The organism is Streptomyces sp. URMC 124 (assembly GCF_051386455.1).
Lineage (GTDB): Bacteria > Actinomycetota > Actinomycetes > Streptomycetales > Streptomycetaceae > Streptomyces.
Genome location: NZ_JBPQTS010000020.1, coordinates 15379 through 38168, shown reverse-complemented (window position 1 = coordinate 38168; position 22790 = coordinate 15379). Strand labels below are relative to the sequence as shown.

The following is a 22790-nucleotide window of genomic DNA, read 5'->3' as shown; positions in this document are numbered from 1 at the left end:
CGATCTAGCAGATCGCGGTCGCCGGCCGGCGTCAGTGTTGCGGCGCCGGCCGACGGAGCCCCCAGGAAGGCAGAGAAGGAAGCTCACTGCAAAAAAGGGGAAACCATGACAGCGACGACCGACGGAAGCACCGGGGCCCTGCCGCCCCGCGCTGCCGCGGCCACCGACAGCACCACAGCGCCACAGCACACGGCACGACCCCCGCTCACCGGCGGCGAGGCGCCCGGCGCGCTCACCGCCGCCGAGCGGGCCACGGCCCGCGCGGTCGATCACCTCCTCTCCCGCCAGGACGAGCAGGGGTGGTGGAAGGGCGACCTGGAGACCAACGTCACCATGGACGCCGAAGACCTGCTGCTCCGTCAGTTCCTGGGCGTCCGGGACGAGAAGACCACCCGCGCCGCCGCCCTGTACATCCGCTCCGAGCAGCGCCCGGACGGCACCTGGGCCACCTTCCTCGGCGGGCCCGGCGAGCTCTCCACCACCATCGAGGCCTACGTCGCCCTGCGGCTCGCGGGGGACGCCCCCGACGCCCCGCACATGGCCGCGGCCTCCGCGTGGATCCGCGAGCGGGGCGGCATCGCCGCCTCCCGGGTCTTCACCCGCATCTGGCTCGCCCTCTTCGGCTGGTGGAAGTGGGAGGACCTCCCCGAACTGCCCCCCGAGATCATGTTCCTGCCGAAGTGGTTCCCCCTGAACCTCTACGACTTCGGCCAGTGGGCCCGGCAGACCATCGTGCCGCTGACCGTCGTCTCCGCCAAGCGCCCCGTGCGCCCCGCGCCCTTCCCGCTGGACGAGCTGCACGCCGACCCGGCCCGGCCGAACCCGCCGCGCCCGCTCGCGCCGGCCGCCAGCTGGGACGGCGTCTTCCAGCGGCTCGACAAGGCCCTGCACCACTACCGCCGGTTCCCGCTGGCCCGCCTGCGCCGCCTCGCGCTCGACTCGGCCGCCCGCTGGATCATCGAGCGCCAGGAGAACGACGGCTGCTGGGGCGGCATCCAGCCCCCCGCGGTCTACTCGATCATCGCCCTGCACCTCCTCGGCTACGACCTGGACCACCCCGTGCTGCGCGAGGGGCTCAAGTCGCTGGACCGTTTCGCCGTGTGGCGCGAGGACGGCAGCCGCATGATCGAGGCCTGCCAGTCCCCGGTGTGGGACACCTGCCTGGCCACCATCGCCCTCGCGGACGCCGGAGTGGCGCCCGACCACCCGGCGCTCGTCAAGGCCGCCGACTGGATGCTCGCCGAGCAGATCGACCGGACGGGCGACTGGGCGGTGCGCCGCCCCGGCCTGACGCCGGGCGGCTGGGCGTTCGAGTTCCACAACGACACCTACCCCGACATCGACGACACGGCCGAGGTCGTGCTGGCCCTCAAGCGGGTCCGCCACCCCGAGCCCGCGCGCGTCGAGACGGCCGTGCGGCGGGCCGCCCGCTGGAACCTGGGCATGCAGTCGAAGAACGGCGCCTGGGGCGCCTTCGACGCGGACAACACCAGCACGCTGCCCAACCGCCTGCCCTTCTGCGACTTCGGCGAGGTCGTCGACCCGCCGTCCGCCGACGTCACCGCGCACGTCGTCGAGATGCTCGCCTTCCTCGGCGAGCGGCACGACCCGCGCACGCGGCGCGGCGTCGAGTGGCTGCTGGCCGAACAGGAGGAGAGCGGCGCCTGGTTCGGCCGCTGGGGCGTCAACTACGTCTACGGCACCGGCTCGGTGGTGCCCGCGCTCGTCGCGGCCGGCATCCCCGCCTCGCACGCGGCGATCCGGCGGGCCGTGCGCTGGCTGGAGGGCGTCCAGAACGACGACGGCGGCTGGGGCGAGGACCTGCGCTCCTACCGCGACCCCGAGTGGATCGGGCGCGGCGCCTCCACCGCCTCCCAGACGGCCTGGGCCCTGATGGCCCTGCTCGCCGCCGGCGAGCGGGAGGGCAAGGCCGTGGAGCGGGGCGTGGCCTGGCTGGTGGAGACCCAGCGCCCGGACGGGTCCTGGGACGAGCCGCACTTCACCGGCACCGGGTTCCCCTGGGACTTCTCCATCAACTACCACCTCTACCGGCAGGTCTTCCCCCTCACGGCCCTCGGCCGCTACGTGCACGGGGAGCTGTTCACCCCCGACCGCCTGGAGGCGTGATGACGAACGGCACGGGCAGTCCCGCCCCCGCACCGCTGCTGGTCGCCTGCGCGCTCGGCATCGAGCGCCTGGCGCTGCGCGGGGGCGGCCCGGCCGCCGCGGCCGGGCCCGTGACCGTTCTGCGGACCGGCATGGGGCCGCAGGCCGCGGCCCATGCCGTCACCCGGGCCCTGGGCGACCCGGCGATGCGCGAGGCGGCCGTCGTCGCCACGGGCTTCTGCGCCGGCCTGGCCCCCGGGATGCACCCCGGGGACCTGGTCGTCGCCGACGAGACCCGGGACCGCGCGGGCAGCACCGAGTGCTCGGGCGTCGAGCTGCTCGCCAAGGAGCTCGCCCGCACCGTGCCCCGGCGCGTCATCCACACCGGGCCCCTCGTCGGCTCGGACCACGTCGTGCGCGGCGCGGAGCGGGCCGCCCTGCACGCCGCCGGCGCGCTCGCCGTGGACATGGAGTCCGCGGCCACGCTCCGAAGCGCCGTGCGCGCGGGTCCGCGCCCCGTTGCGGCCGTCCGGGTGGTCGTGGACGCTCCAGAGCATGAACTCGTCCGAATCGGGACGTTGCGCGGTGGAATATCGGCTTTCCGGGTTCTGCGCACCGTCCTCCCGGCTTTTATCGAATGGCACCGTTCTTTACTGCTCCCCAGGAGGTGAGCCAGATGGCCATGCCACTCCGCCAGTCCATCCGGGTAGGAACGTACCTTTTTGAACAGCGGCTCCGGAAGCGTGAGAAGTTTCCGCTGATCGTCGAGTTGGAACCGCTTTTCGCGTGCAATCTGAAGTGCGAGGGGTGCGGGAAGATCCAGCACCCCGCCGGTGTGCTCAAGCAGCGCATGCCGGTGGCACAGGCCGTCGGCGCCGTGCTGGAGTCCGGGGCGCCGATGGTCTCCATCGCGGGCGGCGAGCCCCTGATGCACCCGCAGATCCACGAGATCGTGCGCCAGCTGGTGGCGAAGCGGAAGTACGTCTTCCTCTGCACCAACGCCATGCTCCTGCGCAAGAAGATGGACAAGTTCACCCCGTCCCCCTACTTCGCGTTCGCGGTGCACATCGACGGGCTGCGCGAGCGGCACGACGAGTCCGTTGCGAAGGAGGGCGTCTTCGACGAGGCGGTGGAGGCCATCAAGGAGGCCAAGCGGCGCGGCTTCCGCGTCACCACCAACTCCACCTTCTTCAACACCGACACCCCGCAGACCATCGTGGAGGTCCTCAACTTCCTCAACGACGACCTCAAGGTCGACGAGATGATGATCTCGCCCGCCTACGCCTACGAGAAGGCTCCCGACCAGGACCACTTCCTGGGGGTCGAGCAGACCCGGGAGCTCTTCAAGAAGGCCTTCTCCGGGGGGAACCGGGCGCGCTGGAGGCTGAACCACAGCCCCCTCTTCCTGGACTTCCTGGAGGGCAAGGTCGACTTCCCCTGCACCGCCTGGGCGATCCCCAACTACTCCCTCTTCGGGTGGCAGCGCCCCTGCTACCTGATGAGCGACGGCTACGTCCCGACGTACCGGCAGCTGATCGAGGAGACCGACTGGGACAAGTACGGCCGCGGCAAGGACCCGCGCTGCGACAACTGCATGGCCCACTGCGGATACGAGCCGACCGCCGTCCTCGCGACCATGGGATCGCTGAAGGAGACGATCCGCGCGGCCCGCGAGAGCGTCGCCGGGAACCGGAGCTGACGGCCGTGGCCTCCGCGGGACCGGTGTCCCTCGGGCTCCCCGGCGTGCCGGCCCGGCCGCTCGCGGTGCGCCGCCCCTCGCGGCGCATCCAGGTCGGGCCGGTCGCCGTGGGCGGCGACGCGCCGGTTTCGGTGCAGTCGATGACGACGACCCGGACGTCGGACATCGGGGCGACGCTCCAGCAGATTGCGGAGCTGACGGCGTCGGGTTGCCAGATCGTGCGGGTGGCGTGTCCTACGCAGGATGATGCGGATGCGTTGCCGGTGATCGCGAAGAAGTCGCAGATCCCGGTGATCGCGGACATTCACTTCCAGCCGAAGTATGTCTTCGCGGCGATCGATGCGGGGTGTGCTGCGGTGCGGGTGAACCCGGGGAACATCAAGCAGTTCGACGACAAGGTCAAGGAGATCGCGAAGGCGGCTTCGGATGCGGGTACGCCGATTCGTATCGGGGTGAACGCGGGGTCGCTGGACCGGCGTCTGCTGCAGAAGTACGGGAAGGCGACGCCGGAGGCGCTGGTGGAGTCGGCGCTGTGGGAGGCGTCGCTGTTCGAGGAGCATGGTTTCCGGGACATCAAGATCTCGGTGAAGCACAACGATCCGGTGGTGATGGTCAATGCGTACCGTCTGCTGGCGGCGCAGTGCGATTACCCGCTGCATCTGGGGGTGACCGAGGCGGGTCCGGCGTTCCAGGGGACGATCAAGTCGGCGGTGGCGTTCGGTGCGCTGCTGTCGGAGGGTATCGGTGACACCATCCGTGTCTCGCTGTCGGCTCCGCCGGCGGAGGAGATCAAGGTCGGTATGCAGATCCTGGAGTCGCTGGGGCTGCGTCAGCGTCGTCTGGAGATCGTCTCGTGCCCGTCCTGCGGTCGTGCGCAGGTGGATGTGTACAAGCTCGCGGATCAGGTCAGTGCGGGGCTTGAGGACATGGAGGTGCCGCTGCGCGTCGCGGTGATGGGCTGTGTGGTGAACGGTCCGGGTGAGGCGCGTGAGGCGGATCTGGGTGTCGCCTCGGGTAATGGCAAGGGGCAGATCTTCGTCAAGGGCGAGGTCATCAAGACCGTGCCGGAGTCGAAGATCGTGGAGACCCTCATCGAAGAAGCAATGAAGATCGCCGACTCCATGGCGGCGGACGGAGCCCTGCCCGGGGCCCCGCACGTCACCGTGGCCTGAGACCGGCGACCGCCACCGTAGGAACAGCGACCGTGCGGCCGCCCGGCCCAGGCCGCAAGACGAGGAGGGGGCCCGCGTGTCGTTGCTGGAGAACATCCGCAGTCCGCGCGACCTGAAGACCCTGGACGCCGAGGAACTGACCGAACTGGCGGAGGAGATCCGCCACTTCCTCATCCACGCCGTCGCCCGCACCGGCGGCCACCTCGGCCCCAACCTGGGCGTGGTGGAGCTCACCATCGCCCTGCACCGCACCTTCGACTCCCCGGCCGACCGCATCCTGTGGGACACCGGCCACCAGTCGTACGTCCACAAACTGCTCACCGGCCGCCAGGACTTCTCCAAGCTGCGCGGCAAGGGCGGCCTGTCCGGCTACCCCTCGCGCGAGGAGTCCGAGCACGACGTCATCGAGAACAGCCACGCCTCGACCGTCCTGGGCTGGGCCGACGGCCTCGCCAAGGCCAACCAGGTCCTCGGCCGGTGGAACCGCCACGTCGTCGCCGTCATCGGTGACGGGGCCCTGACCGGCGGGATGGCCTGGGAGGCGCTCAACAACATAGCCGCCGCCAAGGACCGGCCGCTGATCATCGTCGTCAACGACAACGAGCGCAGCTACGCCCCGACCATCGGCGGCCTCGCGGACCACCTCGCCACCCTCCGCACGACGGACGGTTACGAGCGCTTCCTGTCCTGGGGCAAGGACGCGATCCAGGGCCTGCCCGGCATCGGCAAGCCGCTCTACGAGTCCCTGCACGGCGCGAAGAAGGGCTTCAAGGACGCCTTCGCCCCCCAGGGCATGTTCGAGGACCTGGGCCTTAAGTACCTCGGCCCGATAGACGGGCACGACGTCGACGCCGTCGAGTCCGCGCTGCGCCGGGCCAAGCGCTTCCACGGCCCCGTCCTCGTCCACTGCCGCACGGAGAAGGGCCGCGGCTACCAGCACGCCGTGGAGGACGACGCGGACCGCTTCCACACCGTCGGCGTGATCGACCCGCTCACCTCCCGGCCGCTGGCCCCGCCGGCCGGCCGCTCCTGGACCTCGGTCTTCGGCGACGAGATGCTCGCCATCGGGGCCGAGCGGCCCGACGTCGTCGCCATCACGGCCGCCATGCTCCACCCCGTGGGGCTGACGAAGTTCGCCGACGCCTACCCCGACCGCGTCTGGGACGTCGGCATCGCCGAGCAGCACGGCGCGGTGTCCGCGGCGGGACTCGCCACCGGCGGTCTGCACCCGGTCTTCGCCGTCTACGCCACCTTCCTCAACCGCGCCTTCGACCAGGTGCTGATGGACGTCGCCCTGCACAAGTGCGGCGTCACCTTCGTCCTGGACCGCGCCGGCGTCACCGGCACCGACGGGCCCAGCCACAACGGCATGTGGGACATGTCGATCCTGCAGGTCGTCCCCGGCCTGCGCATCGCCGCCCCGCGCGACGCCGACCAGCTGCGCGCCCAGCTGCGCGAGGCCGTCGAGGTCGAGGACGCCCCCACCGTCATCCGCTTCCCGAAGGAGAACGTCGGCGAGCCGGTCCCGGCCCTGGCCCGCGAAGGCGGCATGGACGTGATCGCCCGCCCCGGGCCCGGCGAGGGCGAGGCACAGGTCCTGATCGTCGCCGTCGGCGCCATGGCCGGCGTGTGCCTGGAGGCCGCCGAGCTGCTGGCCGCCCGCGGCACGCCCTGCACCGTCGTCGACCCGCGCTGGGTCAAGCCCGTCGACGGCGCGCTGCCCCCGCTCGCCGCGCGCCACCGCGTCGTCGCGGTCGTGGAGGACAACAGCCGCACCGGCGGCGTCGGCTCGGCCGTCGGGCAGGCCCTGCGCGACGCCGGCGTCGACGTGCCGCTGCGCACCTTCGGCATCCCCGAGCAGTTCCTGCCGCACGCCAAGCGCGCGGAGGTCCTGGCGGACCTCGGACTCACCCCGGCCGAGATCGCCGGCCGGATCAGCGCGGCACTGGCCCGTGACGAAGCCGCGGTCGACAGGGACGCCCCGGCCCGTAAAAAGGCCCCGGTCCGTAACGACACCGCGGCCGGCAAGGAGGCCCCGGCCCGTAACGGAGCCCGGGCCCGTAAGCAAGCCGCAGGAGCTCCCGCGGCCGGCAAGGAGAACGACGACGCATGACAGCCGACACGACCGACACCGCCGGCGCGGCCGACCGCCCCGCCGCCGGCAGCGGCAAGGGCTTCGACCTCACCCGGCTGCTCGCCGAGCGCGGCGGCGAGCGGTACGACCTGCACGCCCGGCACCTCAACCACCAGCTGCCGCGCATGCTGCACACCATCGGCTTCGACAAGGTCTACGAGCGGGCCGAGGGCGCCTACTTCTGGGACGCCGAGGGGCAGGACTACCTCGACATGCTCGCGGGCTTCGGGGTGATGGGCGTGGGCCGCCACCACCCCGTCGTCCGCAAGGCGCTGCACGACGTCCTCGACGCCTCGCTCGCCGACCTCACCCGCTTCGACTGCCAGCCGCTGCCCGGCCTCCTCGCCGAGAAGCTGCTGTCGTACGCGCCGCACCTGGACCGGGTGTTCTTCGGCAACAGCGGCACCGAGGCGGTGGAGACGGCCCTGAAGTTCGCGCGGTACGCCACGGGCAAGCCGCGCGTCCTTTACTGCTCGCACGCCTTCCACGGCCTGACCACCGGCTCGCTCTCCGTCAACGGCGAGGACGGCTTCCGGGACGGCTTCGCGCCCCTGCTGCCCGACACGGCGATCCCGCTGGGCGACCTCGCGGCGCTGGAACGGGAGCTCGCCTGCGGCGACGTGGCGGCGTTCGTCGTCGAACCGATCCAGGGCAAGGGCGTCCACGAGCCGCCCGCCGGCTTCCTGCGCGCCGCGCAGGAGCTCCTGCACCGGCACAAGGCGCTGCTCATCGCGGACGAGGTGCAGACCGGCATCGGCCGTACCGGCGACTTCTTCGCCTACCAGCACGAGGCGGGCGTCGAGCCGGACCTGGTCTGCGTCGCCAAGGCCCTCTCGGGCGGCTACGTGCCCGTCGGCGCCACCCTCGGCAAGGACTGGATCTTCAAGAAGGTCTATTCGTCGATGGACCGGGTCCTCGTGCACTCGGCGAGCTTCGGCTCCAACGCGCAGGCGATGGCCGTCGGGCTCGCGGTGCTCTCCGTGATGGAGGACGAGCAGGTCGTCGCGAACGCCCGGCGCACGGGCGACCTGCTGCGGACCCGGCTCGCCGCGCTCGTCGGCAAGTACGAGCTGCTGCACGACGTCCGCGGCCGCGGCCTGATGATCGGCATCGAGTTCGGCAAGCCGTCCTCGCTGGGGCTGCGCAGCCGCTGGGCCATGCTCCAGGCGGCCCGCAAGGGCCTCTTCGCGCAGATGGTCGTGGTGCCGCTGCTGCAGAAGCACCGCATCCTCACCCAGGTCTCCGGCGACCACCTGGAGGTGATCAAGCTGATCCCGCCGCTGATCATCGGGGAGCGCGAGGTGGACCGCTTCGTGGACGCCTTCACGGCGGTCATGGACGACGCCCACGGCGGCGGGGGGCTGCTCTGGGACTTCGGGCGGACGCTGGTGAAGCAGGCGGTGGCGAACCGCTAGGCCGGCCGTCCGGCCGTCCGCCCCCGCCCCGGTGCCTCAGTCCGTGAGCAGCCTGTCCCGCAGGCGCTCACGGGCCGCCGGCGAGAGCCCCAGCCCGTCGGTCAGATAGCGGTCGGCCGTGCCCCACGTGCCGTCGATCTCGGCGAACGCGGCCCGCAGATACGCGGCGCGCGCCTCGAACATCGGCGCGAGCAGCTCCGCGATCTCGCGGTCCTCGGGCCCGGTCGACTGCGGCGCGCGCCGCATGCGGTAGCGCCGGTGCGGCGCGTTCGACTCCAGGTAGTCGGCCTCGATCACGTCGCGCCCGACGCCGAGGGCGAGCAGGGTGACCGCGACGGACAGCCCGGCGCGGTCCTTCCCGGCCGCACAGTGCATCAGCGCCGGCACGCTGTCCTCGGAGAGGGCGCGCAGGACGTGGCCGAGCTCGGCCGTGCGGCCCGTGACGACCTCCCGGTACGTCTCGGCCATCCGCTCCGCGGCTCTGCCGTCGGCCAGCACGTTCCGCAGGTGCGCGAGGTCGCGGGCGCGCACCATGTTCCAGAACTCGGCGCCGTGGGCGGGGTCGTTGAGGGGGAGGTTGACGTTGCGCACGCCGGTGAGCTCGACGTCCGGACCGTCGAGCGCGATGTCGGCCGCGTTGCGGAAGTCGAAGACCGTGTGCAGGCCGAGCGAGGTGAGGAAGCGCGCGTCGTCCTCGGTGGCGTGGGCGAGGTGACCGCTGCGGAACAGGACGCCGTGGCGCACCCGCCGCCCGCCGGCGGCCGGCAGACCGCCGAGGTCGCGGAAGTTGCGCACCCCCGCCAGCTCGGGTTCGGTGGACGGCACATGCGGCGTCTGCGTCACGGGCGCTCCCAGGGCCAGGCCGCCGGCGCTGCTCGCCGGCGGAGCGGTTCAACGACCTTACGACACCGGTTGTACGGGCAACGGCCCCGCTGCGGTAGCCGCGCCGACGTATTCCGGGTGCGGCCACTTCTCGGGGTGGGATACATCACGGCTCGTCAACCCCTGGTTACGGTGGCGTAGGTCACTCCTCGCGAGGAAAGATGTACCGACGTGGCAGACGATTCGAATTCATTCAGCAAGAGCGCGATCGGGTCGTACGCAGCCGTCGGGGACAGCTTCACCGAAGGCGTCGGCGACCCGGGTCCGGACGACACCTTCATCGGCTGGGCCGACCGACTTGCCGTACTCCTCTCCGACCAGCGCGCCGAGCACGACTTCCGCTACGCCAACCTCGCCGTGCGCGGCCGTCTCCTGGACCAGATCGTCGCGGAGCAGGTGCCCCGGGCGATGGAGCTCGGCCCGGACCTCGTGACGTTCTGCGCGGGCGGCAATGACATCCTGCGCCCGGGCAGCGACCCGGACGCCGTGGCCGAGCGCTATGAGAAGGCCGTCGCCGAGCTGGCCTCCTCCGTGGGCACCGTCCTGCTGTGCACCGGCTTCGACACCCGCGGGATGCCCGTGCTGCGGCACCTGCGCGGCAAGATCGCGACGTACACCGCCCACGTCCGCGCCATCGCGGACCGGCACGGGTGCCCGGTCCTGGACCTGTGGTCGCTGCGCTCGGTGCAGGACCGCAGGGCCTGGAGCGAGGACCGGCTCCACCTCTCGCCCGACGGGCACACGCGGGTCGCCCTGCGGGCCGCCCAGGTGCTGGGCCTGGAGGTGCCGGCCGACCCGGACCAGGCCTGGCCGGACGAGGACCACCGCTCGCCCGCCGAGGTGCGGCGCGACCACATCCACTGGGCGCGCGAGCACCTGGTGCCGTGGATCGGCCGCCGCCTGCGCGGCGAGTCCTCGGGCGACCACGTCGAGCCCAAGCGGCCGGACCTGCTGCCGCTGTAGCGCCCCTTCGGCCGCCGGGATGCCTTTTCAGGGGGAGAGCCGCCCGGCGGCGAGATCGGCCCAGACGACCCGGCCCCGGCCGCTGTCGTCGGGCCGGACCCCCCATGCCTGCGACAGCGCGCCCACGAGCAGCAGGCCCCGGCCGCTCTCCTCGTCCGCCCCGCTGCACCGGGCCCGCGGCTGCGTCGGGGTGCGGCCCTGGTCGCCCACCTCTATGCGCAGATGCGCACCGAGCACCCTCAGCTGACAGCTGACGTTCGCGCTGTCCGTGTGCCGGACCGCGTTGGTGAAGAGCTCCGACACCACCAACTGTGCGTCATCGCACGCCACTTCGTCGATTCCCCATTCCCGCAGCTGCGCGAGGACCCGTTTTCGCGCGGCTGCCACCGAGGCGCCGCGAGCCGGGAAGTGGAAGGCGTCCTGCAGACGTACGGCCATGGAACAGCCGAGGCGTCCGAGCGAAGGTGCGTCATGGGAGGGGACCACGCCGTAACTATGTGCGATACGGCTCATGTGTGGCAAGGTTCAATCTGTAAATTGCAGAATCGTCAGATCAGTCTGTCGGCTCCGGGGGGCGCGTGACAGACTGCGGCATATGACAAGCAACTGACGCTCAGCAGACGTTCGGCGGGCACGGAGGGGGAGAACAGTGGCGGAAGCGCGTCCGGCGGGCGCACCGACCGTCCTGCGGGTCGTGCTCGGCAAGCGGCTGCACGACCTCAGGGAGAAGGCGGGCCTCTCCTACGAGGAGGCGGGCCGCGCCCTCGACGTCACCCACGCCACCGTCCGCAGGATGGAGAAGGCCGAAGTCGGCCTGAAGCTCCCCTACGTGGAGAAGCTCCTGCGGGTCTACGGCGTGAGCGACGCCGAGGAGGTCGAGGGCTTCCTCGCCCTCGCCCGCGAGGCCAACCGCCCGGGCTGGTGGCACCGCTTCCGGGACGTCCTGCCCGAGTGGTTCAGCGCGTTCGTCAGCCTGGAGGGCGAGGCCAACCTCATCCGGGCCTACGAACCGCACTACGTCCCGGGCCTGCTGCAGACCGAGCGCTACGCACGCGCCGTGCTCCGCGCCGGCATGCCGCACGCCCCGGAGGCGGACGTCGAGCGGGCGGTCGCCGTCCGCCGGGAGCGCCAGTCGCTGCTGACCCGCGAGGGCGCGCCGCTGCTGTGGGTGGTGATCGACGAGACGGTGCTGCGCCGGCCCATCGGCGGGCCGGACATCATGCGCGAGCAGGTGGCCCGCCTCGCCGAGGCCACCGCCATGCCCAACGTACGGCTGCAGATCATGCCGTTCGCCGCCGGGCCGCACCCGGCGATGTACGGACCGTTCCACATCTTCCGCTTCCCCCTCCCGGAGCTGCCGGACATCGCGTACGCCGAAAACCTCGTCGGCGCCTCGTACTTCGACCAGCGCGACGACGTCTCGGCCTTCCTGGAGGCGCTGGACCGCATGTGCGCGCAGGCCGCGCCGGCACACACCACCGAGGCAATCCTGGGTGGGATTCGTAAGGAGATCTGAACCATGGATCGCATCTACAACGGCATGCCCGCCACCGACCTCGGCACCGAGGGGTGGAGCAAGCCGTGGAGCGGCGGCAACGGGGGCTCGTGCGTCGAAGCCCTGCTGCTGGGCGACGGCCGGATCGCCCTGCGCCAGTCCACCGACCCCGGGGGCCCCGCGCTGATCTACACGCGTCACGAGATGGAGAGCTTCATCAACGGCGCCAAGGCGGGGGCGGCGGACTTCCTGCTCGCCGGCTCCGGCGCCGCCTGCGAATGACCCCGCGGACGCGTGCGCGGCAGCGCCGGGCGGCCCGCGCCGCCCGTGCGCCGCGGCCCTGACCCTCTACGCCCACCGCGCAACCAACCGAAACGGAGCACCGCATGAGCCAGCAGGGCTTCGCGGCCGAGGACATCGACACCAGCCGGCCGCACCCGGCCCGGATGTACGACTACTACCTCGGCGGCTGGGACAACTACGAGGTCGACCGGCAGGCCGCCGAGCACGTCATCCAGGCGCACCCGCAGGTCCGGCTCTCCGCCCGGGCCAACCGGGCCTTCCTGCAGCGCGCCGTGCGGGAGGTCGTCCGCGGCGGCGTCCGGCAGATCATCGACATCGGTACGGGCATCCCCACCTCGCCCAACACCCACGAGGTGGCCCGGGAGATCGCCCCCGACGTCCGGGTCGCCTACGTCGACAACGACCCGATCGTCGCCACCCACGCGGGCGCCAAGCTCACCGGCACCGGGCAGGCCGGCTTCGTCCTCGGCGACGTGCGCGACCCGGCGGCGATCCTGGCCCGCCCCGAGGTGCGCGAGCTGATCGACTTCGACGAGCCGGTGGCCCTGCTGCTCGTGGCCGTCCTGCACTTCGTCACCGACGAGGAGGACCCCGCCGGCATCGTCGCGGCCTTCGCCGACGCGCTCCCGGCCGGCAGCCACCTCGTGCTCTCCCACGCCACGGCCGAGCCGTACGAGGGGTACGCGGACGGCTACACCGACGTCAAGGCCCGCGACCGCGTCGTCGGCACGTACAAGAACGCCACCGCCGGTCTCCACCTGCGCGACCGCGCCGCCGTCGAACCGCTCTTCGGGGACTTCGAGCTCCTGGACCCGGGCGTGGTCCGGGTGCCGCTGTGGCGGCCGGACGGGCCGGTCCCGGGCCCGGCGGAGCTCAACGACACGATCTTCTACGGGGGAGTGGGCCGCAAGGGCTAGCCCGCCCGCCCGGCTCGGCCCGCCGCCGGGGCCGAGGACTCCTGCGGGCGGGCCGGGATCTCGCAGGTGTCCTTGAAGCCCTGGCTGTGCAGGCCGAGCGCCGCGTTCGTGCGCGAGCGGAGGTTCTCCACCGCGACCATCGCGGTCAGCTCGACGAACGCGGCGTCGCCCAGGCGCAGCCGCAGCCGCTCCGCCAGGTCGTCCTCGACGGTGGGCGGAGTGGCCGTCATCGCCTCGGCGTACTCCAGCACGTCCCGCTCCAGCGGGGTGTACGCGTCGCTGTCCCGCCACACCGGGACGTCGCGCAGCTTCTCGTGCGGCATTCCGTGGCCGCGGTTGACCCAGTAGCCGAAGTCCATGCACCACGAGCAGCCGATCGCCGCTGCCGACGCCATCACGGCCAGCGCCTTCAGCTGCGGGTCGAGCTTGTTCCAGCGGGCCAGCGACATCTCGAAGCGGGACGTCGTGAGCAGCACGCGCCGGTTGTGGGCGGCGGCCATGAGCGGCTCCAGCACTTTGCCGTAGGCGCGCCTGCTGTACCACTGCACGAGCCGGATCAGCGGGGTGCGGTCGGGAGTGAGCGAAATCCTGGCCATGACGGGTTCCTCCATCGGGACGGTGCGGCTACGGGGGGCGTGCCCGCTTCCTGTGCCCGTACGACGGACCGGAGCGGCCGATCCGTGACATCCCCGGCCGCCGCACGGGTGAGACCGTCGTCACACCGCCCGGCGGGGACCCCGGAGAGCCGTCCTAGGCTGGGTGGCATGGACGACGCGCTCTTCTCCCGGCCCCGGACCGAGGTCGCCCCGGGAGCCGTCCACGTCCCCGGCTGGCTGGACCTCGCGGCCCAGCAGCGCCTGCTCGCCGCCTGCCGCACCTGGGCGCGGCCCCCGGCCGGACTGCGCACCGTCCGCATGCCGAACGGCGGGCAGATGTCCGTACGCACCGTCTGCCTCGGCTGGCACTGGTACCCCTACGGCTACGCCCGCACCGTCGTGGACGGGGACGGGGCGCCGGTCAAGCCGTTCCCGGACCTGCTGGGGCGGATGGCCGTGCAGGCCGTCGCCGACGCGTACGGCACGGAGCCCGAACCCGCCGCGTACGACATCGCGCTGGTCAACTTCTACGACGCCCGCGCGAAGATGGGCATGCACCAGGACGCGGACGAGAAGTCGGCGGCCCCGGTCGTCTCGCTGAGCCTCGGCGACAGCTGCGTCTTCCGCTTCGGCACCCCCGGCGGCCGCGGCCGCCCCTGGACCGACGTCGAGCTGCGCAGCGGCGACCTCTTCGTCTTCGGCGGCCCCTCGCGCCTCGCCTTCCACGGCGTGCCCCGCACTCACCCGGGCACCGGCCCCGCCGCCCTCGGCCTTACCGGCAGGCTGAATCTCACCCTCCGTGTGAGTGGGTTGTGAGGAGCCGGTGAGGGGATTTCATGTGGTCCCCGGAAGAGGCCCTGCTCAGGGGATCGGCAGGGGAGATGCACGGGAAAATTCACGTGCATCTGCCCGCGCGACGCTGCACAGTGGATCCCCGGCGATGCGCCGGCCGCGCGTCCGGGCTCATATCACGGGGGTGAGCCCGGACGGCGCAGCGGGAAGTTCACCGGCGCCCCGGGAAAAGGCGGCCCGGCCGCCGGGCAGGGGCCGCCGCGAGCCCGCCGGGCGCAGGCAGATAATGGCATGACCTGCCGTATTCGCCCTGGAGGTGCCGTGACCGGCTCCCGCCCGACCAGCTCACCGCTCGACGCCCTGCGCCCGGCCGCCTTCGGGGCGGACCCGTCCGGGGAGCGGATGGCGCGCATCCGGCGGTCACCGAACTTCGTGGACGGGGTGTTCACCAACCCCGTCGGCGCCGAGCGCACGCCCTCCGCCGCCATGCTGAAGTTCCTGCCCACCTACTTCCGCGCGGAGCAGCGCGCCCGCCGGGCACCCGCCGGCACCGTGCCGGTCCACCCGACCACCGTGGCCGACCTCGCCGTCCCCGCCGCCTCGGGGCTGCGGCTGACCTGGATGGGCCACTCCAGCGTGCTCGCCGAGATCGACGGCGCCCGCGTGCTCTTCGACCCCGTCTGGTCGGAGCGCTGCTCACCCTTCGCCTTCGCGGGCCCCAAGCGCCTGCACCCCGTGCCGGTGCCGCTGCGGGAGACCGGGCCCGTCGACGCCGTGGTCATCTCCCACGACCACTACGACCACCTCGACATGGCGACCGTACGGGCCCTGTCGCGCGGCACCGGCGCGCACTTCGTCGTACCGCTGGGCGTCGGCGCCCACCTCGAACACTGGGGGGTGCCGGCCGGGCGCATCACCGAACTCGACTGGCACGAGTCGGCCCTCGTGGCCGGGCTCTCCTTCACCGCCACCCCCGCCCGGCACTTCTGCGGCAGAGCGCTGCGCAACACCCAGCACACCCTGTGGGCCTCCTGGGTCGTCGCCGGCTCCGCGCACCGGATCTTCCACAGCGGCGACACCGGCTACTTCCCCGGCTTCGCGGACATCGGCGCGCAGTACGGACCGTTCGACGCCACGATGATCCAGATCGGCGCCTACTCCGAGTTCTGGCCGGACATCCACATGACACCGGACGAGGGCATGCAGGCCCACGCCGATCTGCAGGGCGACGCCGCGCACGGAGTCATGCTCCCCATCCACTGGGGCACCTTCAACCTCGCCCCGCACCCCTGGGACGAGCCCGCCGAGGGCTCCGTCACCGCCGCCGAGCGCCACGGGGCCCGGATCGCGGTCCCGCGCCCCGGGCAGCCGTTCGAACCGGTGGACGGGCTGCCGGACGATCCCTGGTGGCGGGCGGTGGCGGTACGTCCGGCGGCGGCCGAGGAGACGGCGGCAGCCGGCACCGCGAGGCCGAAGGTGTCCCTGCGGGCCTGAGCGCGGGGCCGGGCCCGGCCCCGCACCGGGGGATGTGTCACCGTAGCGGGAGGGAAGGGGCCGACGCTGCAGCCCCTCTGCCGCCGCAGCGGCGCGCAACCCCCGCGACGTGGTCGGCGATACCGGACCGGCCCGGGCTCCGGGGGCTGCGCGGCCGCGCGGGGTACGGCGCTCTCAGAGGTGCAGCTCCACGTCGCAGCAGGAGTCGCGCCGGAGCTGCCGTGAGACGGCGAGCCACGCGTCGGCGGCGGCCCGTACCCCGGCCGGCGCCGCAACCGCGCCGGCCGCGTCGTGCGCGTCGTACGCCGAGACCAGCCGCGCCGCCTCGAACGGCACCCCGCCGCGCAGCACCGAAACCGTCCGCACCAGGGCGTCGAAGTCGGCGAACGGGTCGCCGTCCACCACCGTGACGTCCGCGAGCTTGCCGGGCTCCAGCGTGCCCAGGTCCCGGTCCGCGCCGAAGAGCCGCGCGGGCAGCACGGTCGCCGTGCGCAGCGCCTGCGCCGCGGACAGCCCGTAGCGGTGCAGGGCGCGCAGCCCCAGGTGCAGGGCGAGGCCCACGGGCACCAGCGGCGCGTCCGTCCCCAGAGCCACGGTGCCGCCGCCCGCCAGGACCCGGCGGTAGACCCCGATCTCGCGTTCGAGCGTGGCCAGCTGGTCGGCGGTCGGCGGGGCGGCCGCGGTCCGGCGGACGACCTCCAGGTCCCACGGCGGCATCAGCTTCGTCACCCGCGGGTCCAGCGCCAGGGCCGGCGCCTCGCCCAGCAGCGGCACCGAGGTGAAGAGCGTGGCGACGAGGTGGAAGTCGCCGCGCGTGTAGATCTCCTCCACGTCCTGGTAGGCGCGCCCGGACGCGGTCGTGGCGTGGCCGAACTCCAGCCGCTGCGTGGCCTGCAGATGGGTGGTCAGGTCCTGCCCGAGCTGGACGCCCGGCGACAGGAGGTGGCTGCCGGCGCGGACGCCGAGCCGCTCGTGCGCGAAGCGGGCCGCCTCCTCCATCACCCAGCCGGGCGCGCGCACGTACGTCTTGACGAAGTCCCAGTCGAGGGCGGCGGCGCGGGACAGCGACCGGCGCAACCCCTCGCGGGTGCGGTGCGCCCGGCCCATGCTGTACGCGACGCGCGAGCCGTCGAGCAGCTCGCCGGTCGTCAGCAGCCGCGGCCCGGCCAGCTCGCCCGCCGCCACGGCCTCGCGGATGCGGGCCTGCTCGTAGGCACCGCCGCCGAAGGAGACCGCGGTGGTGATCCCGTAGGCCAGCTGCAGGGCGGTCTGCCGGCCGCCGTAGGTGTTCTGGTACGGGTGGGTGTGGGTGTCCCACAGGCCCGGGATCACCGTGCCGGAGGAGGCGTCGACGGTGCGGACGGCCGCGCGCCGCGCCCGGTGGGGCTCGACGGCGTCGATCCGCCCGCCGCGGACCACGAGGTCGACGTCCTCGCGGACGGCCTCGCCGGTGCCGTCCCAGAACCGGCCGGCGTGCACCACGGTGCCGGCGGGGACCGGGCGCCGGTAGTCGAGGGGGATGCGGATCGTCCGGGTGGAGGCGTCGTGGACGTCGAGGAGCCGCAGCCGGCCGTCGGCGGCCAGGTAGAGGATCTTCCGGGAGTCCCCGGACCAGGAGGGGTGATCGGCCGCGCCGTCCGTGAGGCGTCGGGGCTCGCCGTCGGGGGTGCCGTCGGGCCGCACGGGCATCAGCCACAGGGCGGACTCGGAGATCACCGCCATGTGCCGGCCGTCGGGCGACCAGACGGGCCCGCAGTCGTAGCGGTCGGCGATCGAGACGTGCGGGGCGAGCGCGTGCAGGCGTGCGCTGCCGTCGGCCGCGTCGACGACCCGGATGAGGTTGTACCCCTCGCGGAAGCGCTGGTTGAGCCGGTTGCGGTCGCACAGGGCGAGGTACCGCCCGTCCGGGGACCAGCTCGGTCTGCCCGGGAGCCCGCCGCCGCCCATCGCGGACGCGAGCACCCGGTCAGTGCCGGCGGCGAGGTCGCGCACCACGAGCGCGCCGGCCAGGTCCAGGGCGGCCAGCCGCCGGCCGTCCGGCGACAGCACGGGGTAGGCGCGGCCGCCCCCGGCCAGCTCGGTCTCCTCGCCGGAGGCGAGGTCGTGACGGCGCGCGGCGAGCAGCCCGCCGCGGTCGTCGGCGTAGACCAGGGACCGGCCGTCGGGGCTCCATACGGGCCCGTAGACGTAGCGCGTGGGATCGGACGTCACCACGCGGCGCGGCGGGTGCCCGCCCGCGACGTCGGCGACCCAGAGCGCGTTGAGCGCGGCGAAGGCGACCCGGCGGGCGTCGGGCGAGAGGGCCGGCAGGTGCAGGGAGCGGACGCCGTGCACGCCGCCGCCGCTGCCCAGGTCGTAGCGCTTGGTGCGGTAGCGCGGCCGGGCGACGGGCAGGCGGCCGAGGAAGGGGATGACGCGGGCGTCCTGCGGCGTCTTCGGGCGGACGATCCGGAAGGTGCCGCCGACGGTCAGGAGCAGCTCGTCGGCCGAGATCCAGCGGGGCGGGACGGGCTCGACATCCCCGTCGACCGGGACGGGCGCGCCGTCCACGACCAGGACGCAGCCGGCCTTGGGCGCGGCGGTCGTACGCAGGTAGGCCAGGCGCCCGTCCGGCGCGACGGCCGGGGTCATGATCTGCGCGGCCTCGGTCTCGGTGTGCTCGGCCCGCACCGGCCCGCGCCCGTCGGCGGGCGCGGACGCGACGGTCCGGGCCTCCAGGGCGGTCCCCGCGACGCGGGCGCGGACGAACAGCAGCCGCGAGCCGTCCGGCGACCACACGGGGTCGAAGTCCTCCCACGCGCCGTCCTGCAGCGGCCCCTCCTGCCCGCTCACCCCGGTGACCTGCGCGAGCGCGCCGCTGCGGACGTCCACCACCCACACCCGGTACGGGCTGCCCGCCACCGGGTCGCCGCCCCGCTCGGACGCGAACGCGATCCGCGTGCCGTCGGGCGACCAGGCGGGCCCGCGGTCGTCCCACGGCCCGTCCGTGAGCTGCCGCAGCCCGCTGCCGTCGGGCCGCAGCGTCCAGAGGTGGAAGCCGCCGCCCCGGAAGGCGCAGACGGCCAGCAGCCGGCCGTCGGGAGAGTGCACGGGCCGGGTCGGCTCCAGGTCGGCCGGGGTGATCGCGACGGCGTCCCCGCCCTTGCGGGGCAGCGACCACAGCACGTTCTGCACCTCGGCGACCAGCCGGTCCCCGGTGGGCGACAGGCTCGCCGCCCCGTTGGTGGCGGTGGCCGGGGCGGTGCCGGCCGCGGCCTGCAGGAACCTGCGCCGCGAGAGGGAGGAGGGAGGGGAAGAGGGCGAGGAAGGGAGCGAACACGGTTCCGGAACGTCCGAGGTGGCCAACTGTCCTCCTGCGGCAGGGGAGTTGTCGCGTGGCGCGAGCGGCATCGGGAGCCCGATGGTCCCACGGGGGACGGGCGCGCGGTCAACACCGCACGGCGGAGGAGTCGCCGCCTGAACCCACCAACGCGAACAAAAGGGGTATATGCCCCTTACCGCCCCATGAAAGCCGTGCGCGATCACCCCGTGAAGTGCGGTATTGTTCTCATGCGCGGTCGGCAAGGGCAAAGCCCGGGCCGGACAAGCACCGGGACGTGGCGCAGTTTGGTAGCGCACTTGACTGGGGGTCAAGGGGTCGTGGGTTCAAATCCCGCCGTCCCGACACGGTGAGCGAAGCCTCTGACAAGCGGGAAACCGCAGGTCGGGGGCTTTTCGCATGGGCTCCTCCGACGCCTGTCAGGTCCGAGACGCACCATCAGGCCCTCCTTGTGCGGATTCGCCGGCGCGTTGACCTGACCGTGCCCACCGGCAACCGCGCGGAGGGCTTGCGGCGGACCCGGCAGGGCGGACCGGGACCGTTGGAGCCGCTGCGGTACGAGCCGGCCCCGACCCGGCCGGTCGGGTGGGGCGTGGCCGAGCCCGGTCAGTGGGGGGTGAGTTCGCCGCTGAGTTTGTCGTGGAGGGCGGCGCTGGGGTCGTTGAGGCCGGTGAGTTCGACGGTCTTGCCGCGCTGTGCGTACTTGTTCTCTATGGCGTCCAGGGCGGCTACGGAAGAGGCGTCCCAGATGTGGGCGGCGGAGAGGTCGATGACGACCTTGTCCGGGTCGCCCGCGTAGTCGAACCGGCCGACGAGGTCGTTGGACGAGGCGAAGAAGAGCGCGCCGGTCACCCGGTAGACCACGGACGTGCCGTCGGGGTCGGTGACGGCGGTGACGTCGGCGAGGCGGGCGACGCGCTTGGCGAAGACGACGATCGCGGTGATCGAGCCGGCCACGACGCCGATCGCGAGGTTGTGCGTCGCCACGACGCAGGCGACGGTGACGACCATGACGGTGATCTCCCCGGCAGGCATCCGCTTCAGCGTCCTCGGGGCGACGGAGTGCCAGTCGAACGCCGCGATCGACACCATGATCATGACGGCCACGAGGGCGGCCATGGGAATCTCGGAGACGACCGGACCCAGCGCCAGGCACAGCACCAGGAGGAAGGCGCCGGCCAGGAACGTGGACAGGCGGGTGCGGGCACCGGAGACCTTCACGTTCATCATCGTCTGGCCCACCACCGCGCAGCCGCCCATGCCGCCGAAGAACCCGGTGACGATGTTGGCGATGCCCTGGCCGACGGACTCGCGGGTCTTGGAGGAGGGCGTGTCGGTGATGTCGTCGACGAGCTTCGCCGTCATCAGCGACTCCATCAGGCCGACCAGCGCCGTCGCGAAGGCGTACGGGGCGACGGTGGTGAGCGTGTCGAGGGTGAAGGGCACGTCCGGCAGGCCCGGCACGGGCAGTGAGGACGGCAGCTCGCCCTTGTCGCCGACGGTCGGCACCGCGATGCCCGCGGCCACGGTGATCAGGGTGAGGGCGACGACGGAGACCAGCGGGGCCGGCACGGCCGTGGTGATCCGCGGGAGGAGCACGAGCAGCGCCAGGCCTCCGGCGATCAGCGGGTAGACGGCCCACGGCACGTTCCGCATCTCGGGCACCTGGGCCATGAAGACGAGGATCGCGAGCGCGTTGACGAAGCCGACCATGACGGACCGGGGGACGAACCGCATCAGCTTCGCCACCCCGAGCGCGCCGAGGGCCACCTGGAAGACGCCGGCGAGGATGACGCCGGCCAGCAGGTAGCCCAGGCCGTGCTCACGGTTGAGCGGGGCGATGACCAGGGCCACGGCACCGGTCGCCGCGGAGACCATCGCCCGGCGGCCGCCGACGAAGGCGATGGTCACCGCCATGGTGAACGAGGTGAACAGCCCGATCGCCGGATCCACCCCGGTGATGACCGAGAAGGAGATCGCCTCGGGTATCAGCGCGAGTGCGACGACCAGACCGGCCAGGACCTCGGTGCGCCACACCTTCGGATCGCCCAGCCAGTCGGGACGCAGGGCGCGCAGGCGCGCGGCGGGGGAGAGCGCGGAAGAAGACAAGAAGGCAGGTACCTGTCGTAACTCGGGCACACCCCCGGTGCGTGATCCGCCGCATCGGCGGCCCCGGGGTGCGCGGGACGGCGTGGAGGGCGCGGCCGGGGCGTCACTCACGGGCGGCCCCGGGCGGGTCGGGCCGGGAGACGCCGGGCCGGCAGGCGTCGGGTGGATCTCCGGCGGGTCCGGCAGGCGCTCGGCCCCGGGCGGCCTCGCCCGCCTCGATTCTAACGGCCCGGCTCCGCGGCCGTGGCCGGCGTCCGTGCCGGCCGGCTCCCGGGCCGGGTCGGCGGGCCGGTGGGTCAGGGCTGGTTGATGCGCAGGCAGACGGCGAGGGCGGCGATGTCGTCGTCGAGGCCTCCGTTGCTGAAGCGGAGGAGGTCGCGGTGCAGGCCGTCCAGGAGTTCGCGGGGGCGGGCCGGGGGCTGGCGGCGCATCCACTCGGCCAGGGGGAAGAACCTGCCGTCGCGGTCACGGGCCTCGGTGACGCCGTCCGTGTAGAGGAGGAGCTGGTCGTCCGGGGTGAAGTCGAAGGAGTCGATGCTGTAGCAATCGCCGATCAGGTCCGCGAGGTTGAGCAGCGGCGAGGGGGAGGAGGGGTTGAGGACGCGGAGCCCGTCGCGGCTCAGGAGCAGCGGCGGGGGGTGCCCGCAGTTGAGGATGCGGATGCGGCCGTCCTCGGAGGGGATCTCGACGAGGACGGCGGTGGTGAAGCGCTCCATCAGGTCGTCAGGGGGGAACGAGGCGTTGTAGCGGCTGCTGCTGGCTTCCAGGCGGCGGGCGATGCCGCCCAGGTCGGGCTCGTCGTGGGCGGCTTCCCGGAAGGAGTTGACCACCGCCGCGGCCGTTCCCACCGCGGCCAGCCCCTTGCCCCGCACGTCGCCGATCAGCAGCCGGACGCCGTACGGCGTGGTGACCGCCTCGTAGAAGTCCCCGCCGATGCGGGCCTCCGCGGCGGCGGCGAGGTAGAGCGCTTCGATCTGGATGCCTCCGAAGCGGCGCGGCATCGGGCTCAGGACCACCTTCTGCGCCGCGTCGGCGACGAGCCGGACCTGGAAGAGGGCCTGTTCCCGCTGGAGGCGGACGTGGCTTCCGTAGGCGGCCGCCACGGTGACCGCGACGATGCCCGCCACCGTGTACCAGGCGCCCAGGCCGGGGAACACGAGGCTGAGGCCGATCATGAGCAGGAAGCAGACCGTGCCGAGCAGCACGGTGGGCAGCACGGGCCACATGGCGGCCGCGAGGGCGGGGGCGGCGGGCAGGATCCGGCTGAAGGCCATGTCCGGAGGCGTGGAGTACGCCAGGCCGGCGATGACCACGGTCAGGATCACCGGGGACAGCAGCACGAGGGGCCCCGGGCCGTGGGGACTACGGAGGCGCAGCTGTCCAGGCTTGACCAT

Annotated in this window: 18 protein-coding genes and 1 tRNA gene; 13 read left to right on the top strand and 6 right to left on the bottom strand. The window is 72.9% G+C overall.

The features are described from left to right. Positions 1-105: 105 nt before the first annotated feature. The 6 genes from shc to ACSNOG_RS06485 all read left to right on the top strand — a co-directional run bounded on the left by shc (position 106) and on the right by ACSNOG_RS06485 (position 8526). Positions 106-2127 (top strand): squalene--hopene cyclase, encoded by a 2022-nt coding sequence (gene shc / locus ACSNOG_RS06510; protein WP_436751574.1) that lies wholly within the window; start codon positions 106-108, stop codon positions 2125-2127. After that, positions 2127-2777: a phosphorylase family protein gene (locus tag ACSNOG_RS06505; RefSeq protein WP_436751573.1), complete on the top strand. Its 651-nt coding sequence runs from the start codon at positions 2127-2129 to the stop codon at positions 2775-2777. The genes shc and ACSNOG_RS06505 overlap by 1 nt, the downstream gene beginning before the upstream one ends. 5 nt (positions 2778-2782) lie before the next feature. Continuing rightward, positions 2783-3805 carry an adenosyl-hopene transferase HpnH gene (hpnH, locus tag ACSNOG_RS06500; RefSeq protein ID WP_436751572.1) on the top strand — a complete coding sequence of 341 codons (1023 nt, stop codon included), beginning with the start codon at positions 2783-2785 and terminating at the stop codon, positions 3803-3805. A 5-nt stretch (positions 3806-3810) separates the two neighbouring features. Next, a complete protein-coding gene (ispG, locus tag ACSNOG_RS06495) occupies positions 3811-4977 on the top strand; it encodes a flavodoxin-dependent (E)-4-hydroxy-3-methylbut-2-enyl-diphosphate synthase (RefSeq protein ID WP_436751571.1) in 1167 nt (388 codons plus the stop codon). A gap of 76 nt (positions 4978-5053) precedes the next feature. After that, on the top strand, positions 5054-7090 hold the full coding sequence (gene dxs / locus ACSNOG_RS06490; protein WP_436751570.1) for a 1-deoxy-D-xylulose-5-phosphate synthase: 2037 nt from the start codon (positions 5054-5056) through the stop codon (positions 7088-7090). Next, positions 7087-8526, top strand: coding sequence for an aspartate aminotransferase family protein (locus ACSNOG_RS06485; protein WP_436751569.1), 1440 nt, complete (start codon positions 7087-7089; stop codon positions 8524-8526). The genes dxs and ACSNOG_RS06485 overlap by 4 nt, the downstream gene beginning before the upstream one ends. A gap of 36 nt (positions 8527-8562) precedes the next feature. On the opposite strand, the gene ACSNOG_RS06480 is transcribed toward ACSNOG_RS06485, so the two are convergent. Continuing rightward, positions 8563-9369, bottom strand: a complete 807-nt coding sequence (locus ACSNOG_RS06480) for a tyrosine-protein phosphatase (protein ID WP_436751568.1) — start codon at positions 9367-9369, stop codon at positions 8563-8565. Positions 9370-9579: 210 nt separating this feature from the next. On the opposite strand from ACSNOG_RS06480, the gene ACSNOG_RS06475 reads away from it, so the two are divergent. Then, entirely contained in the window at positions 9580-10371 is a 792-nt protein-coding gene (locus ACSNOG_RS06475) for an SGNH/GDSL hydrolase family protein (RefSeq protein ID WP_436751567.1), read from the top strand. 27 nt (positions 10372-10398) lie between these two features. Here the strand turns inward: ACSNOG_RS06475 and ACSNOG_RS06470 are convergent, their stop codons facing one another. After that, positions 10399-10884, bottom strand: coding sequence for an ATP-binding protein (locus tag ACSNOG_RS06470; RefSeq protein WP_436751566.1), 486 nt, complete (start codon positions 10882-10884; stop codon positions 10399-10401). A gap of 136 nt (positions 10885-11020) precedes the next feature. On the opposite strand from ACSNOG_RS06470, the gene ACSNOG_RS06465 reads away from it, so the two are divergent. The 3 genes from ACSNOG_RS06465 to ACSNOG_RS06455 all read left to right on the top strand — a co-directional run bounded on the left by ACSNOG_RS06465 (position 11021) and on the right by ACSNOG_RS06455 (position 13086). After that, positions 11021-11887 carry a helix-turn-helix domain-containing protein gene (locus ACSNOG_RS06465; protein WP_190020032.1) on the top strand — a complete coding sequence of 289 codons (867 nt, stop codon included), beginning with the start codon at positions 11021-11023 and terminating at the stop codon, positions 11885-11887. A gap of 3 nt (positions 11888-11890) precedes the next feature. Further along, positions 11891-12148 carry a DUF397 domain-containing protein gene (locus ACSNOG_RS06460; protein ID WP_030365045.1) on the top strand — a complete coding sequence of 86 codons (258 nt, stop codon included), beginning with the start codon at positions 11891-11893 and terminating at the stop codon, positions 12146-12148. Between the two features lie 104 nt (positions 12149-12252). Further along, entirely contained in the window at positions 12253-13086 is an 834-nt protein-coding gene (locus ACSNOG_RS06455; protein WP_436751565.1) for an SAM-dependent methyltransferase, read from the top strand. On the opposite strand, the gene ACSNOG_RS06450 is transcribed toward ACSNOG_RS06455, so the two are convergent. Then, positions 13083-13682, bottom strand: a complete 600-nt coding sequence (locus ACSNOG_RS06450; protein WP_436751564.1) for a carboxymuconolactone decarboxylase family protein — start codon at positions 13680-13682, stop codon at positions 13083-13085. The two genes, ACSNOG_RS06455 and ACSNOG_RS06450, sit on opposite strands and share 4 nt — an antisense overlap. 168 nt (positions 13683-13850) lie before the next feature. Here ACSNOG_RS06450 and ACSNOG_RS06445 point away from each other — a divergent pair, with 168 nt between their 5' ends. Continuing rightward, positions 13851-14498, top strand: a complete 648-nt coding sequence (locus tag ACSNOG_RS06445; protein WP_436751563.1) for an alpha-ketoglutarate-dependent dioxygenase AlkB family protein — start codon at positions 13851-13853, stop codon at positions 14496-14498. Between the two features lie 297 nt (positions 14499-14795). Next, on the top strand, positions 14796-15968 hold the full coding sequence (locus tag ACSNOG_RS06440) for an MBL fold metallo-hydrolase (RefSeq protein ID WP_436751562.1): 1173 nt from the start codon (positions 14796-14798) through the stop codon (positions 15966-15968). A 174-nt stretch (positions 15969-16142) separates the two neighbouring features. Here the strand turns inward: ACSNOG_RS06440 and ACSNOG_RS06435 are convergent, their stop codons facing one another. Beyond that, complete coding sequence (locus ACSNOG_RS06435; RefSeq protein ID WP_436751561.1) at positions 16143-19358, bottom strand: amidohydrolase family protein; 3216 nt, start codon at positions 19356-19358, stop codon at positions 16143-16145. A 200-nt stretch (positions 19359-19558) separates the two neighbouring features. On the opposite strand from ACSNOG_RS06435, the gene ACSNOG_RS06430 reads away from it, so the two are divergent. Beyond that, a tRNA-Pro gene (locus ACSNOG_RS06430) sits at positions 19559-19632 on the top strand. Positions 19633-19893: 261 nt separating this feature from the next. On the opposite strand, the gene ACSNOG_RS06425 is transcribed toward ACSNOG_RS06430, so the two are convergent. Together ACSNOG_RS06425 and ACSNOG_RS06420 are read right to left on the bottom strand one after the other, a co-directional pair. Then, positions 19894-21396 carry a SulP family inorganic anion transporter gene (locus ACSNOG_RS06425; protein WP_436751560.1) on the bottom strand — a complete coding sequence of 501 codons (1503 nt, stop codon included), beginning with the start codon at positions 21394-21396 and terminating at the stop codon, positions 19894-19896. Between the two features lie 296 nt (positions 21397-21692). Next, positions 21693-22790 (bottom strand): PP2C family protein-serine/threonine phosphatase, encoded by a 1098-nt coding sequence (locus tag ACSNOG_RS06420; protein WP_436751559.1) that lies wholly within the window; start codon positions 22788-22790, stop codon positions 21693-21695.

Coding starts and splice junctions, on each gene's coding strand:
- hpnH (WP_436751572.1), top strand. CDS start 2,783: ATGGCCATGCCACTCCGCCAGTCCATCCGGGTAGGAACGTACCTTTTT.
- ACSNOG_RS06460 (WP_030365045.1), top strand. CDS start 11,891: ATGGATCGCATCTACAACGGCATGCCCGCCACCGACCTCGGCACCGAG.
- ACSNOG_RS06450 (WP_436751564.1), bottom strand. CDS start 13,682: ATGGCCAGGATTTCGCTCACTCCCGACCGCACCCCGCTGATCCGGCTC.
- ACSNOG_RS06445 (WP_436751563.1), top strand. CDS start 13,851: ATGGACGACGCGCTCTTCTCCCGGCCCCGGACCGAGGTCGCCCCGGGA.
- ACSNOG_RS06455 (WP_436751565.1), top strand. CDS start 12,253: ATGAGCCAGCAGGGCTTCGCGGCCGAGGACATCGACACCAGCCGGCCG.
- ACSNOG_RS06470 (WP_436751566.1), bottom strand. CDS start 10,884: ATGAGCCGTATCGCACATAGTTACGGCGTGGTCCCCTCCCATGACGCA.
- ACSNOG_RS06435 (WP_436751561.1), bottom strand. CDS start 19,358: ATGCCGCTCGCGCCACGCGACAACTCCCCTGCCGCAGGAGGACAGTTG.
- ACSNOG_RS06420 (WP_436751559.1), bottom strand. CDS start 22,790: ATGGTCAAGCCTGGACAGCTGCGCCTCCGTAGTCCCCACGGCCCGGGG.
- ACSNOG_RS06485 (WP_436751569.1), top strand. CDS start 7,087: ATGACAGCCGACACGACCGACACCGCCGGCGCGGCCGACCGCCCCGCC.
- ACSNOG_RS06505 (WP_436751573.1), top strand. CDS start 2,127: ATGACGAACGGCACGGGCAGTCCCGCCCCCGCACCGCTGCTGGTCGCC.
- shc (WP_436751574.1), top strand. CDS start 106: ATGACAGCGACGACCGACGGAAGCACCGGGGCCCTGCCGCCCCGCGCT.